Annotated in this window: 11 protein-coding genes; 8 read left to right on the forward strand and 3 right to left on the reverse strand. The window is 67.9% G+C overall.

Annotated elements, in window-relative coordinates:
- Positions 1–149: 149 nt before the first annotated feature.
- Entirely contained in the window at positions 150–839 is a 690-nt protein-coding gene (locus LL236_RS05680; RefSeq protein ID WP_228177838.1) for a winged helix-turn-helix domain-containing protein, read from the reverse strand.
- 365 nt (positions 840–1,204) lie between these two features.
- Here LL236_RS05680 and LL236_RS05685 point away from each other — a divergent pair, with 365 nt between their 5' ends.
- The 7 genes from LL236_RS05685 to LL236_RS05715 all read left to right on the forward strand — a co-directional run bounded on the left by LL236_RS05685 (position 1,205) and on the right by LL236_RS05715 (position 10,402).
- Positions 1,205–1,549, forward strand: coding sequence for a hypothetical protein (locus LL236_RS05685; protein WP_349675954.1), 345 nt, complete (start codon positions 1,205–1,207; stop codon positions 1,547–1,549).
- Positions 1,550–1,566: 17 nt separating this feature from the next.
- A complete protein-coding gene (locus LL236_RS05690; protein WP_228177839.1) occupies positions 1,567–2,994 on the forward strand; it encodes a GH1 family beta-glucosidase in 1,428 nt (475 codons plus the stop codon).
- Between the two features lie 65 nt (positions 2,995–3,059).
- On the forward strand, positions 3,060–3,353 hold the full coding sequence (locus LL236_RS05695) for a GNAT family N-acetyltransferase (protein WP_228177840.1): 294 nt from the start codon (positions 3,060–3,062) through the stop codon (positions 3,351–3,353).
- A 185-nt stretch (positions 3,354–3,538) separates the two neighbouring features.
- Complete coding sequence (locus LL236_RS05700; protein ID WP_228177841.1) at positions 3,539–4,648, forward strand: LacI family DNA-binding transcriptional regulator; 1,110 nt, start codon at positions 3,539–3,541, stop codon at positions 4,646–4,648.
- Positions 4,649–4,689: 41 nt separating this feature from the next.
- On the forward strand, positions 4,690–5,844 hold the full coding sequence (locus LL236_RS05705; protein WP_228177842.1) for an exonuclease SbcCD subunit D: 1,155 nt from the start codon (positions 4,690–4,692) through the stop codon (positions 5,842–5,844).
- A gap of 11 nt (positions 5,845–5,855) precedes the next feature.
- Positions 5,856–8,819: an AAA family ATPase gene (locus LL236_RS14985; RefSeq protein WP_228177843.1), complete on the forward strand. Its 2,964-nt coding sequence runs from the start codon at positions 5,856–5,858 to the stop codon at positions 8,817–8,819.
- A gap of 56 nt (positions 8,820–8,875) precedes the next feature.
- Positions 8,876–10,402 carry an MFS transporter gene (locus tag LL236_RS05715; protein ID WP_374198009.1) on the forward strand — a complete coding sequence of 509 codons (1,527 nt, stop codon included), beginning with the start codon at positions 8,876–8,878 and terminating at the stop codon, positions 10,400–10,402.
- Between the two features lie 134 nt (positions 10,403–10,536).
- On the opposite strand, the gene LL236_RS05720 is transcribed toward LL236_RS05715, so the two are convergent.
- Positions 10,537–11,094, reverse strand: coding sequence for a phosphorylase family protein (locus tag LL236_RS05720; protein WP_228177844.1), 558 nt, complete (start codon positions 11,092–11,094; stop codon positions 10,537–10,539).
- Between the two features lie 80 nt (positions 11,095–11,174).
- Between LL236_RS05720 and LL236_RS05725 the strand changes: the two genes are divergently transcribed.
- Positions 11,175–11,768 carry a hypothetical protein gene (locus LL236_RS05725; protein ID WP_228177845.1) on the forward strand — a complete coding sequence of 198 codons (594 nt, stop codon included), beginning with the start codon at positions 11,175–11,177 and terminating at the stop codon, positions 11,766–11,768.
- 20 nt (positions 11,769–11,788) lie between these two features.
- Here the strand turns inward: LL236_RS05725 and LL236_RS05730 are convergent, their stop codons facing one another.
- Positions 11,789–13,861, reverse strand: a complete 2,073-nt coding sequence (locus LL236_RS05730; protein ID WP_228178026.1) for an NAD(+) synthase — start codon at positions 13,859–13,861, stop codon at positions 11,789–11,791.
- Positions 13,862–13,963: the final 102 nt, after the last annotated feature.

Consider the following 13,963-nt stretch of genomic DNA (forward strand, 5'->3'; position numbering starts at 1 on the left):
CGCCCGCTGACACCTCGTGCGGCATCCCGGGGGTTCGGTCGCGCCGTTGTGTCGGTGCAGAGTGGGGCGACCCGCATTAAGGCGCGACTGAATCGGGGAGAGTCGGGTCGCACGCCGCAGGATGCCGAGAAAAAGGCGACCCTACGAGCTCAGAACCGGTCGGGCGAGGGGGTGCCGTGGCCGTAACGGATGACGACGTCGGCGTGACGGTCGAACCGGTAGCCGACGCCGCGCACCGTGCGCACGATGTCTTCGTAGCGGCCGAGCTTCGAGCGCAGGCGGCGCACGTGCACATCGATCGTGCGCTCGCCGGGAACCTCACCGTCATCGTCGCTCTGCCACAGCGAGGTGACGAGCTCGGACCGCTCGATGGTGCGACCCTCGCGCAGCACGAGGTACTGCAGCAGCTCGAACTCGGTGAACGTGAACGGAGCCGTCTCACCGTCGATGACGACGCGCTTGCGTGAGATGTCGAAGACGACGCCGCGTGCCGAGCGGTCGGTGTCTTCGGGCTCGGATGCCGCGGTCACCGCAGCGATGGCCGAGGGCTCACGTAGCGCACGGCGCACGACATCGACGTCGCGCCCGCCGGCGCCGCGAGGCGCGAGTGCGACGGTGGCGTAGGTTTCGGCATCCGGTGCGAGCTCGGCAAGGGTCCGGCGCAGAGCATCGACCAGAACAGGGAGTGAGACGCCTGCAGCGGCGGCCTTGGCCTCATCGAGTCCGACGTACAGCGCGAAGCCGCGCGGGGTGCGGGCCGCGGGCTCCTCGACAATCGGGGGCACGGCGTGCAGGTGACGGGTGGGAGTGGGGCGGCTAAGAAGAGCGGTGTTCGACATGGGGATGATGGTCCTTGCGGAGGGCCCGGATGGTTCGGGCAGAGGTGTGTTGCGGTGACCTGACGGTCGGTGTCGAGCGCGATTCGGATAGGAGCGCTCTGCGAGAGGGCTAGGGGCAGTGCGATCTGGATCGCAGAACGAGCCCCGCTGAGGTGTCGTCAGCGACACATTCGACAACACGTGACTGAGCGGCCGGCCATCATCATGCCGGCAGTTCCGTTCGCCTCCCAGGCGGACAGGACATGCGCGTTGTCAGTCATGCGGCCGATTATGACCGACCGTGTCGAAGTGCGTCAAATCACGGTCATCCCGCCCGACACCCCTGGTTCCTGCCGCGCAATCTGCTCAGTCGGAGAGGAGTCGCCTTGCCACTTCTTCAGCCACTCGCTCCGGTCTTCACGGCTACCGGCGAGGTGGCGTTCTATCTCCCGCCCGGCACGTGGACGCACCTTCTGACGGGGGAGCGCGTCGCGGGCGGCGCATGGCGGACCGAGGTCCACGGGTTCGACAGTCTGCCGCTGTACGTCCGGCCCGGAGCCGTGCTCCCCTGGGGTGCGCGCGAGGACCGCCCCGACTACGACTATCTCGACGAACTCGCGCTGCGTGTCTTCCCGGGGGGAGCGGGGATTGCTAGCGTCACGGTGACCACCCCCGACGGGCGAGTCGATACCTTCGAGGTCGACCGCGCCGCGGTAACCGAAAAGGAATGATCCAGAGTGAGTGAGCAATGACCGGTTCGCCTGATTACCGTGATTCCGGCCTCGTCTTTCCCGACGACTTCACGTTCGGTTCGGCGACCGCGTCGTATCAGGTGGAGGGCGCGTTTGATGAGGACGGGCGTGGACCCTCGATCTGGGACACGTTCAGCAAGACGCCCGGCAAGGTGTGGAACGGTGACACGGGGGATGTGGCGTGCGACCACTACCACCGCTGGGAGAGCGATCTCGACCTCATGGCGGAGTTGGGTCTGGACGCCTATCGGTTCTCGATCGCGTGGCCCCGCATCGTGCCAGCGGGCCGCGGCGCGGTGAACCAGGCGGGGCTCGACTTCTACTCGCGACTCATCGACGGTCTGCTCGCGCGAGGCATCAAGCCGGTAGCGACGCTGTATCACTGGGATCTGCCGCAGCCGCTGGAGGATGCCGGCGGTTGGGCGAACCGCGCGACCGTGGATGCGTTCGAGGAGTACGCGCGGATTGTGGGCGCCGCGTTCGGTGACCGGGTCCACACCTGGACGACGCTGAACGAGCCGTGGTGCTCCGCGTACCTCGGGTACGGCCAGGGCGGTCACGCGCCGGGCAGGCATGAGCCGGCTGCTGCGCTCGCGGCGGTCCACCACCTGAATCTTGCGCACGGCCGGGCGGTGCAGGCGCTGCGGGCGACATCAGCCGGGAACCCGCAGTACTCGGTGACGTTGAACTTCCACGTGCTGCGCGGTCAGGGTGATGGTGCAGCGGAGGCGATGCGCCGCATCGATGCGCTCGCGAACCGCGCGTTCACGGGGCCGATGCTGCGGGGGGAGTACCCGTCCGACCTGCTGGAGGACACGGCATCGGTGACCGACTGGTCGTTCATCCGTGACGGGGATCTTGCCGACATCCATCAGCCGATCGACGTGCTGGGCGTGAACTACTACTCGACCGCGACGGTGCGGATGTGGGACGGGGTCTCTCCGAAACAGCAGAACGATGGTCACAAGGGCGCCGAGGGCGGCACGGCGTGGCCTGGCAGCGACCAGGTCGTGGAGTTCGTGGAGCAGCCCGGCCCGTACACGGCTATGGGGTGGAACATCGCGCCCGAAGGACTCGAGGAACTCCTCGTATCGCTGCACGACCAGTTCCCGGGCCAGGCGCTGATGGTCACCGAGAACGGCGCAGCATTCGACGACACCGTGGCAGCCGACGGTTCGGTCCCCGACCCGGAGCGGCTGGACTATCTGCGCCGGCACTTCACGGCGGCCCACCGTGCCATGGCTCGCGGTGTCGACCTGCGCGGCTACTTCGTCTGGTCCCTGCTCGATAATTTCGAATGGGGGTACGGGTACGCCAAACGCTTCGGTATCGTTCGCGTCGATTTCAACACGCTCGAACGCACCGTCAAAGACAGTGGCAGGTGGTACCAGCAGCTGGTCGCAACCCACCGGATTCCCGCGTAACCCTCAGGCGCGACATCCGCCGCAACGCCGGAGCCGTCTTTCGCGCGCGAGCGTACCCTGGAGGAATGAGCGAGACGCGGTTCACCGACCAGAAGGATGCCTCCCGGTACACCCTGCACGTGGGGGATGACCTGGTCAGCGCGCTCGACTACAACGACGACGGTCGATCCGTCGCGATGACCCGGGCCTTCACGCCGCCGCCGTTTCGCGGCAAGGGCTACGCGGCCGAGATCGTCGCGCGCGCCGTCGCGGAACTAGAGGAGCGCGGCGACCGCGAGATCATCCCGGTCTGCTGGTACGTCGCTGAATGGTTCGACCGGCATCCTGAGCACGCCGGCATCCTCAAAGCTCGCGCCTGAGCACCCGCGTCAGCGGGATGCTGGCGCAGATTGTTGGCGCATACGGTCGTCTCGCCGAGAGGCGGCGACCATATGCGCCATCTTTTTCGACGAACGCGGCAGTATTCGGCAGTTTGCTTGCAACGCCGCGGCGAAGCGTCCGTAACGGGCGCGCTCTAGGATGCTGCGAACGAAGGAGGAACGCCGTGAAGTCGAAGCGCGTAACCCTCGCCGATGTCGCCGCTGCCGCCGGTGTCTCGCGGACGACCGCCTCACTCGTGCTCTCGGATCGAGGCGACGAGCTGCGGATCTCGGAGGCGGCGCAGCAACGCGTGCGTCGCGTGGCCGCCGAACTCGCGTATCGCCCGAACATCCTCTCGTCAGCGTTGCGCCGCGGATCGAGCCGGACGATCGGTTTCGTCTCCGACACGGTGGCGACCTCGCAGCTGGCCGGAGACCTCATCAAGGGTGCCCTCGAACACGCACATCGCAACGGGTACATGCTCTTCATCGGTGAGACCGAAGGTGCCCCCGACGAAGAGCGGCGCCTCGTGCAGGGCATGATCGACCGCCAGGTCGACGGGCTCATCATCGCGTCGATGTTCACGCGTGTGCGTGCGGTGCCCGCGGGAATCGATCCTCGCAGCGTCGTGCTGCTGAACGCGCTCCCCGAAGACAGTGCGGTCGGAACCGTACCCTCGATCGTGCCCGATGAGTACTCCGCGGGGCGCGCGGCGGTCGAAGTGCTCCGTGCCGCGGGGCACTCCCGCATCCACCTCCTGGGCGCGGGCCCGGGACCCGATGACGTTCCGGTGCAGACCGTCGCGGGGTCCGAGCGGTTGCGCGGCATTCTCGATGCCCTCGCCGAAGACGGGCTGCAGCCCGCCAGTGCACGGCTGTGCTCCGTGTGGCTGCCTGAGGACGGATGGGCTGCCACGCGTTCACTGTTGGACACCGGCGTGCGCGGTGAGGCCATCATCACCTTCAACGACCGCCTGGCCTTCGGCGCCTACCAGGCGATTCAAGAGGCGGGACTGTCGATTCCCGGCGACTTCTCGATCGTTTCGTTCGACGACCATCAGCTCGCGAGTTGGTTACGTCCGCGACTGACGACCTTCGCGCTGCCCCACTACGAACTGGGGGCGCTGGCGCTTCAGGTGCTGCTGGAAGATGATGCCTCCGACGGGGGCAGAATCCGGCGGGTTCCGATGCCATTGCGGATGCGCGAGTCGGTGGCGCCTCCAGGCTCGGGGCGGGCAGGTGCTGGAGCTCCCGCGGCGGCATCCGCTCCACGCGAGGCCGCCGTATCCCCGTGAGCCTCGGGGCGGATGTCGGGAGCCCGCCGTAGCGTGAGGGCATGCGCATCCTCCACACCTCCGACTGGCACATCGGGAGGTCCTTCCACGGGCACTCGACGCTGCCTGCGCTCCGGGAGGTGCTCGACGCGCTGATCGAGCAGGTTCGGGAGAACTCCGTCGATGTGGTGATCGTCGCGGGAGACGTCTTCGACTCATCGACGCCGCCGGCGGAGTGCTACACGCTGCTCACCGACATGCTCTCGGGGCTCGCTGATGCCGGTGCCGCCGTGGTCGTGACCAGCGGCAACCACGATTCGGCTGCCCGCCTGGGATTCCAGTCCGGCCTTCTGCGGGCGGGAATCCACGTCCTGACCGATCCGGCGACGCTGGACGCGCCGATCACGCTGACCGACGAACACGGGCCCGTGCACGTCTACGGCATCCCCTACCTCGAGCCCGCGCTGCTGCGACGGACCTGGCCCGGCGAGAAGCTGCGCACCCAGCACGACGCGATCGCGCACGCCATGGGACTCATCCGCGCAGACCATGCCGCGCGCGGTGGTCGCTCGATCGTCGTCTCCCACTGTTTCACCGCGGGCGTCGATCCCACTCCCGGCCTCGAGAGAGACATCCAACAGGGCGGACTCGACGTCGTCCCGCTCGCCGAGTTCGCGGGCATCGATTATGTCGCTCTCGGGCACATCCACGGTCGTCAGCAGCTCGCGCCCACCGTGCGGTACGCGGGCGCGCCGCTGCACTACAGCTTCGGCGAGGCCGACAAGCCGCGCGGCTCATGGCTTGTCGATCTCTCGGCTACCGGCGAAGCCTCTGTCACCTGGCTCGACCTGCCGATCCCGCGCCGCCTCGTCACGATTCGCGGGACGCTCGATGACCTGTGCTCCGCTGCTGACCACGAGCACGCCGCGGCAGCGTGGGTGCGAGCCGAATACACGGATGCCACACCGCAGCGCGATCCGCTGCGCCGACTGCAAGAGCGCTTCCCCTTCTGCGCGGCAGTGGTCCACGCCCCTGAGCGTCAGCACGAGCGCGACGATCAGACCTACGCCGGCCGCGTGCGGACGGCTCGGACCGACGTCGAACTCATCGGCGCCTTCCTTGCTCACGTCCGCGAGGGTGAGGGTGCCAGCCCGGCGGAGGCGGAGCTGATCTCCGAGGTGATCGAGGGTCGTACGGTAGCGGAGGCCGTCGCGTGAGGATCCACCGGGTGCAGATCGAAGGGTTCGGCCCCTTCCGAGAACGGCAGGATGTCGACCTCGACGCTCTCGCCCCCTCGGGGGTGTTCGTGATCGCCGGCCGCACCGGAGCGGGCAAGTCCAGCATCCTCGATGCCATCTGCTTCGCCCTCTACGGCACGGTCCCCCGCTATGACGGAGTCGATCGGCGCCTGCGCAGCGATCATTGCGGCCCCGACGATCCGACGCAGGTCACCCTGGAGTTCAGCACCGGAAGCGATCGGTGGCGCATCTCGCGCTCGCCGGACTACGAACGCCCCAAGCGTCGCGGCACCGGCATGACAATCGTCGCGGCCGACGCTCTGCTCGAGCGGCTGGAACCGGCTGCGGACGGCAGCGAGCACTGGGTGGGGTACGCCGCCGGGCCGCGGGACGTGGGCCACGCGATCCACCAGGTCGTCGGGCTCTCCCACCAGCAGTTCCTGCAGGTGATCCTGCTCGCCCAGAACCGGTTCTCGCAGTTCCTGCTGGCAGGAAACACCGATCGGCAGCGGGTGCTGCGAACGCTGTTCGGCACCCAGATCTACGAGGACTACGAGAAGCGCCTCGACGAACGCCGACGCGAGTCCGAGCGTGAACAGGAGCGCGATGCGGGGCACCTGCAGCGCCTGCAGAGTGACGTCGAAGCGCTCGCACGAGAGGCCGGATGGCACGTCTCGGACGAGACAATCGACCTGGAACGCGTGGCTGCCCGCGCGGGATACGATCTGCAGACCCGCGCTGACGCCGTCGAGCGGGCCGACGCGGCCCTGGCTGCCGCAGAAGCCGCGCACACCCGCGTGCGCCAGCTGCGCGAGCAGCAACAGCAGCGCAACGCCGCGCGCGAGCGTATGGCGGCGATCGAGATCGAGTCTGCGTCGCTCGCGCTGGATCGAGCGCTCCTCGAGGGCGCTCGCTCTGCCGAGCCGCTGCGCGCCGCGATCGACGAGGCGGCCCGCGCCCGTGCCGATGTCGAGGCGGCGGGCGCAGTCGAGGCGGCGGTGCTCGCTGACGCTGCGGCGGGGGTAGACGCCGCCCTCGATGTCGACGATCTGCTTGCCGTGGCCCAGGCGCTCACGGGGGACATCGCGCGATGGCAGGATGCCGAGAAAGCTGAGCAGCAACTCGCCGCAGACCGCGCCGACCTGACCCGAGTGGCAACGCAAGTGGATGCGGTTCGGGCGGTTCTCGCCGTGACCCGCGCCGCGCTCACCCTGGCCGAACAGGAGCGCGGGCGGCTCGGGGATGAGATCGAGAAACTGTCCATCGCTGCGGCGGGACTCGATGCAGCCCGCGCCGAGAGCGAGGACCTTGTCGCACGCCTGATCGCCGCGCGAGAGGCCGAAGCGGCGGCTGTCGAGCTTGCCCAGGCGAGCGCCGACCGGCTCGAGGCGTCGCGCGCCGTCGAAGAGGCTGTGGCCGGGTGGGGACAGCTTGTGCGTCGGCGCCTGGCCGGGTTTGCCGCTGAGCTTGCCGACGGGCTGACCGATGATGACCCTTGCCCCGTGTGCGGTTCGCTCGATCACCCCCAGCCCGCTCCGAGCAACCATGATCCCGTCACTGATGCTGTCCTCGCGGCCGCCGAAGAAGATCGCGACCGTGCCCTGGCGGTGGATCGCGAGAGCGCCGCGCGCCTAACCGCGATCACCGCGCGCGTCGATGCCGCCCGCGCTCGGGCGCAAGGCTCGGTCGAAGAACTTCAGGCGCGTCAGGGTGAAAGTCAGTCCCGGCTGGACGTCGCTGAGCGCGCAACCGAGGCACTCGATCACGCCCGCCGTCTGCGCGGTGATCTCGAGGCCCGTGAGCACGAACTGCGGGGAGAGCTGGACGTTGCTGCCGCTCGCCTGGCAGAACTCGACACCGCCAGCACTGTCCTGAGCGGTCGGATTGCCGAGGCTGAGGAAGCTGTCGCAACCGCGTGCGGTGCTTTCCCGAGCGTCCACGCGCGGATCGTCGACGCCGAGGCTCGGCGGCGAACCGCGCAGCGGCTCGCCGAGGCTCGCCGCGCTCATGAGGTCGCGCTCGAACGGCGGCAGGATGCCGATCGCAAGCTCGACGCGGAAGTCGCGGCATCCTCGTTCCCCGATGCCCCGTCAGCGCGCGCCGCGCTGCTCACACCCACCCAGCTCGAAGACCTGTCGTCGCGGCTGAGCGATCACGACGCCGCGAGACGCATCGCGAAGGAGCGGCTGCTCGAACTCGAGCTGCAGCTCGCCGACGCGCCCGATGACCTCGTCGACACAGACGCCTCGCTTGGCGAGGCGACGCTCGCTCGCGACACCTGGCAGCATGCCGTCGCCGAACTGGCAGCGGTGCGTGAGCGCGTCGCGCGTTTCGGTGACCTGCGACAGGCAATCGAGAAGCTCGATCGCGACGGACATGAGCGGCGCGAGCAACACCAGACCATCGTGCGTCTGGCCGACACACTCGCCGGGCGCGCCCCGAACACCATGCGCATGACGCTCGAGACCTTCGTCTTGGCCGCCGAACTCGAAGAGATCGTCGCTGCCGCGAACCTGCGTCTCGCCGACATGTCCGACGGGCGCTACCGTCTGGAACACACCGACACTCTGGCGCGGCGAGGCGCCGCGTCGGGCCTCGGGCTCCATGTCCACGATGCGTATACGGGCCGTACCCGTCCTCCCCAGTCGCTGTCCGGCGGCGAGACCTTCCTTGCCTCCCTCGCTCTCGCCCTGGGCCTCGCAGAGGCCGTCACGAGCCGTGCCGGCGGCATCCGGCTCGACACGCTCTTCATCGACGAAGGGTTCGGGTCGCTGGATGCTGAGACTCTCGAGCTGGCGCTTCGCACCCTCGATGACCTGCGCTCGGGCGGCCGCACGATCGGCGTGATCAGTCACGTCGAGGCGATGAAGGAGCAGCTTCCGATCGGCATCCTTGTCGAAGCGACGCCCTACGGGTCGAGCGTCATCACCGAGGCCGCGCCCAGCCGGCTCTGATCGCGAGTGACACCGTCACGGGCCTTGCCCGATCGGCAGGGGCATACGCTGGCAGGGTGAGTTCGGATTCGGGAGCGTCGTCGCAGCCACGAACCACCACGATCCCGCTCACCAACGCCGCGCGGTGGCGAGCGTTTGCCGTCGCGGCATCCGTCGCGGCGATCACGATCCTCGACCTGTCGAAGGTCAATGTTGCGCTGCCCTCGATCGAGCATGCGCTGGGCGCTGGTTCCACAGAACTCCAGCTGATCGTCTCGGGCTACGTCCTGACCTTCGGTCTGTTCCTGGTCCCCATGGGGCGCCTGGGCGACCAGCGTTCCCGCCGCGCGCTGTTTCTGGTGGGCCTGATCCTGTTCACTCTCGCAAGCCTTGGGTGCGCGCTGGCTCCGAACATCGTGGTTCTCATGGTCTTCCGGTTGCTACAGGGTGTTGCTGCCGGCATCCAGATGCCGCAGGTCCTCGGCTTGATTCAGCAGATCTTTCGGGGGGCGGAGCGGGGGCGCGCGTTCGGTCTGTTCGGAGCAACGATCGGGCTCGCCACGGCATTCGGACCGACGCTCGGTGGGCTCATGATCGCCCTCGGCGGTCCGGATGACGGCTGGCGCTGGATCTTCTGGATGAACGTTCCGCTGGGAATCGCCGCGATCGCCGCGGCGGTCTGGGTGCTTCCGACCACTCGGATCCACACCGGCCGCCGCATCGCTCTCGACCCGATCGGTGTGGTTCTGTTCGGCGTGACGGTGCTCGCCCTGATGTGGCCGTTCCTGTTCACCACGGGCTCACCCGACGACGACCCACGGCGGTGGTGGTTGCTGACCGTCTTCGTCCTGTTCGCGGTCCTCTTCGTCGCCTGGGAACGGCGCTACGCTGCCCGCGGGCACGCGCCACTGATCCCGTTCTCGCTCTTTCGCATCGCGTCCTATCGCAACGGCACCCTGCTCGCTACCTCGTACTTCGCGGCCCTCCCGGCCCTGTTCCTGCTGACCACCCTGTACCTGCAGACGGGGCTCGAGCTCGAGCCAGTTTTCGCCGGAATGGTCACCATCGGCTTCGCGCTACCGAGCGCCGTGGCCTCCTGGGTGGGCGGCAACCTCGTGACCCGCATCGGTCGCCCCTTGGTCGTTGGCGGACTCATCCTGGTCTTGGTTTCGGCGGTCGGTCTCGTGCTCGTCGCCGTCTTCGCGAGCCCGGAGCTGACCCCGTGGTTGATGGGAACCGTCATGATCCTCGGAGGCCTGGGTGGTGGGCTGGTGATCTCGCCGAACCAGACCCTCGCCCTTGCGGACGTGCCGGTGTCAGAAGGCGGTCTTGCGGGGTCGGTCGGCCAGCTCGGTCAACGAATCGGCACGGCGGTCGGGACGGCGGTAGCTCTTGCCCTGTTCTACGCCACGATCTATCGCGAAACAGGCAGCCGAGATTCGCTCGTCGTCTACCACGACGCCTATCTGATCGGGATGTCGTCGGTTGCCGTGTTCATCGCGCTGTCGTTCATCGTGTCGATCGTCGACCTTTCGCGGCGCCGGGCCGCAGCGCGCGATGCCGAATCCGACGAGTCCGACGAATATCGCGCCGGCCCCACCTGACCCGCCTTTCACGCGAGTTGTCCCTGCTTCAGCCCAGTTGTCCTTCCTCGCGCCGAGTTGTCCCTGCTTCAGCCCAGTTGTCCTTTCTCGCGCCGAGTTGTCCTTCGTTCAGCCGAGTTGTCCAGTCCGGGTAGCTACAGTCCGTAGTCGCTGCGCACGCGTTCCAAGAGCAGCACGCTGCAGGCATCCGTCGCCTCGCCCCAGTCGCTGAGGGCACCGTCCTGCGCGCGATCCGAGACCGCCTTGAGAACGCGAATGGGCACGTCGTACTGCTGCGCTACCCACACGTAGGCGTACACCTCCATGTCGACGAGGGTTGCGCCGAGGTCACGGATGCCTGCGGCGACGTCTGCGTCGTCGACGAAGTGGTCGCCGGTCGCGATCGTGTGGCCGCTCCCGCCAAAGGAGAGCATCGCCGGCAGCGAGACGTGCTGCCCCACGACGTTGTCGAGGTCGGTGACGTCGTGCTGGATCGCGGCAGTGACTTCGTGCACGGTGGCCTCGACATCCTCGTGGATGGCACCGGCGGTTCCGACAACAACGATCTCGTCGTAGCTGCTGCGTTCGAGGGCGCGGGTCAGTGCATGAGTCGCCTGGAGCTTGCCGGGGCCCGTGACGAGACGGTCGAAACCCGGGAGATCGTCGGGAAAGGCAACGAGCTCGCGGTCGAGGGCAGCAACGAGAAGTCTCATGCCTTCATTTTGCCCGGCGTCGTCAGGTGGAAGGGTTCGTGCTGAGCGGCGAAGATGGAGGCGACGACAGGAGGACGTGAGTGAAGTCTGTGGTGCTGGATACGCCCGACGGGATCGACGTGAGACTCGGCTGGGACCCGTCGATGAGCGAGCACGACCGGAAGCGGGTACTGGCCAAGGAACTCGTCGCCGCCAAGCTCAAGCTCGACCCGAAAGACGTCAGGGTCGAGCGCGAGGCTCCCGCGCAATTCGGGTTCCACACGCAGCTGTTCGCCAGCGTCGATGGAAAGGAGCTCTCGTTGCAGATCCGCAATGCGAGCTTCCGCGCGGCAACCGTCGTGGCGCTGACCGATCGGCCGTACACGATCGGGCTCGACATCCGCGACCTGCATCCCGATGACGCAACGATCCACGAGATGCAGCGTCACTCGCACCTGTTCGATGAGACCAACATCCTGAACCTCATCGACCACTGGACCCGCGTGCAGGCCGTGCGCGAAGCCGACGGTCGCGGGGCGCGCGTCGTGCCGGATATGGTCAAACTCGACGCGACCCGGCAGCGCGGGTGGGTGCCTGACCGCAGGGCGCAGTACACGATCCTCGACCTCTCCCGCGACGGCTTCGTCGTGACGCTTGCCTTCGCTGACGCCGAAGACGCCCGCACGCCGGTGTGACGCTGACCCCGTGAGACGGATCAGGCGTCGGATGCTGGGCTGAGCGCGGCATCCAGCTCGGCGAGCCAGGCTCTGGCGTTGCCATCCGATGGCGCGCGCCAGTCTCCGCGCGGCGAGAGGGACCCCGCCGGAGACACCTTGGGACCGTTCGGGATGGCAGACCGCTTGAACTGTGCGAACCCGAAGAAGCGCTGCAGGAATACCCGCAGCCAGCGCACGACGGTCTCGCGGTCGTACGCGTAGCGCTCATCGAGGGGGAATCCGGGGGGCCACGCGCCGGCGTCAGCATCTCGCCACGCCCGCTCGGCGAGGAAGGCGATCTTCGAGGGACGGATGCCGTAGCGCAGCACGTGGAAGAGGGTGAAGTCGTGCAGCGCGTAGGGTCCGATCCGATCCTGCGTCGATTGGATCTTGCCTTCCTCGTCGGCGGGAACCAGCTCGGGGCTGATCTCGGTGTCGAGCACCGACTGCAGCACGGTGTTCGCTTCGGATGTGAGGGCAGCGGCTCCCTGATCCTCGCCGTGCGCGATGACCCACCGGATGAGGTGCTGAATGAGGGTCTTGGGAACCCCGGTGTTCACGGCGTAGTGGCTCATGTGGTCGCCGACGCCGTAGGTCGCCCAGCCGAGCGCGAGCTCCGACATGTCGGAGGTTCCGATGACGATGCCGCCGTTCTGGTTCGCGAGACGGAACAGCAGATCGGTGCGCACCCCCGCCTGCACGTTCTCGAACGTCACGTCGTAGATCGGCTGGCCCTGGCTGAACGCGTGTCCGATGCTACGGAGGATCTCGGATGCCGTGGCGCGGATGTCGATCGTCTCGATCGAGGCGCCGATCGCTGTCGCCAGGGCTACCGCGTTCGACTTCGTGTGGTCGCTGGTCGCGAAGCCGGGGAGGGTGTACGCCAGGATGTCGGAGCGCGGCCGCCCCATCCTGTCCATTGCCCGTGCGACGACCAGCAGGGCGTGCGTCGAGTCCAGCCCGCCGCTGACGCCGATGACGGGTTTCGGGTCGCCGATCGCCCGCATCCGCTGCACGAGGCCCTCGACCTGGATGTTGAAAGCCTCGTAGCAGTCCTGGGCGAGGCGGGCGGGGTCGTCGGGCACGAACGGGAACCGATCGAGGTGCCGGCGAAGACCGATATCCGTGGCCGGCGGATCCAGGACGAACTCGATAGTGAGGAAGTCCTCTCCTCCGAGCGCGCCGCGGTTGTCGTCGAACGTCCCCTGACGGATCCGGTCTTGCCGCAGCCGATCGAGATCGACATCGGCGATGCTGCGGCGGGGGCCGTCGGGGAACCGTTCGGTCTCGGCCAGCAGGGTGCCGGCCTCGTAGATCATCGTCTGGCCGTCCCACGACACATCGTTGGTCGATTCGCCGAGGCCCGCTGCCGCGTAGACGTATGCGCTCAGGCACCGCAGCGACTGGGATTGCACGAGGATGCGGCGATCGTCGGCGCGCGCAATGGTGATCGGACTTCCCGAGAGGTTCGCGATCACGCTCGCGCCGGCCAGCGCTGCTCGGGACGACGGCGGGACGGGCACCCACATGTCCTCGCACACCTCGACGTGCAGGGTGAGGCCCTCGACATCGCGCGCCTCGAAGAGCAGGTTCGTGCCGATGACGGTCTCGAGCGCGCCGATCCGGATCGCCTCGCCCGACCACGCCTCGCCCGGTGCATACCAGCGCCGCTCGTAGAATTCGCGGTAGGTGGGCAGGTACGCCTTCGGCACGACGCCGAGCACCTCACCACGGTGGATGACGACCGCGCAGTTGTAGAGCCGGTTGCGGTGGTGCAGCGGGGCGCCGACCACGAGCACGGGGAAGAGGTCGACGGATGCTGCCACGATCCGCTCGATCGCGCTGGCCACACCGTCCAAAAGCGCGTCCTGCATGACGAGGTCATCGATGGCGTAGCCCGACAGGCAGAGCTCGGGGAACACGGCGATAGCGACGGCATCCGCATCGCATTCGCGCGCTGCCGCGAGGACCGCTTCGGCGTTCGTGGCGGGGTCGGCTACCGCGACGGGGATCGTGCACGCCGCGACGCGCGCGAACCCGTGACGGTAGGCGCTTTCGAACGGCAGGCTCATGCTCACGCCTCCAGTCTCGCACTTCGCGTGTGCGCACGCCGAGAAGTCCGAGACTGCATCGTGCCCGGGAGGCAGCGCGAAGCAGACGCAGGCTCGCGGGCA

This window comes from Microbacterium schleiferi, from assembly GCF_020781975.1.
Lineage (GTDB): Bacteria > Actinomycetota > Actinomycetes > Actinomycetales > Microbacteriaceae > Microbacterium.

Coding starts and splice junctions, on each gene's coding strand:
- LL236_RS05720 (WP_228177844.1), bottom strand. CDS start 11,094: ATGAGACTTCTCGTTGCTGCCCTCGACCGCGAGCTCGTTGCCTTTCCC.
- LL236_RS05690 (WP_228177839.1), top strand. CDS start 1,567: ATGACCGGTTCGCCTGATTACCGTGATTCCGGCCTCGTCTTTCCCGAC.
- LL236_RS05705 (WP_228177842.1), top strand. CDS start 4,690: ATGCGCATCCTCCACACCTCCGACTGGCACATCGGGAGGTCCTTCCAC.
- LL236_RS05680 (WP_228177838.1), bottom strand. CDS start 839: ATGTCGAACACCGCTCTTCTTAGCCGCCCCACTCCCACCCGTCACCTG.
- LL236_RS05730 (WP_228178026.1), bottom strand. CDS start 13,861: ATGAGCCTGCCGTTCGAAAGCGCCTACCGTCACGGGTTCGCGCGCGTC.
- LL236_RS05695 (WP_228177840.1), top strand. CDS start 3,060: ATGAGCGAGACGCGGTTCACCGACCAGAAGGATGCCTCCCGGTACACC.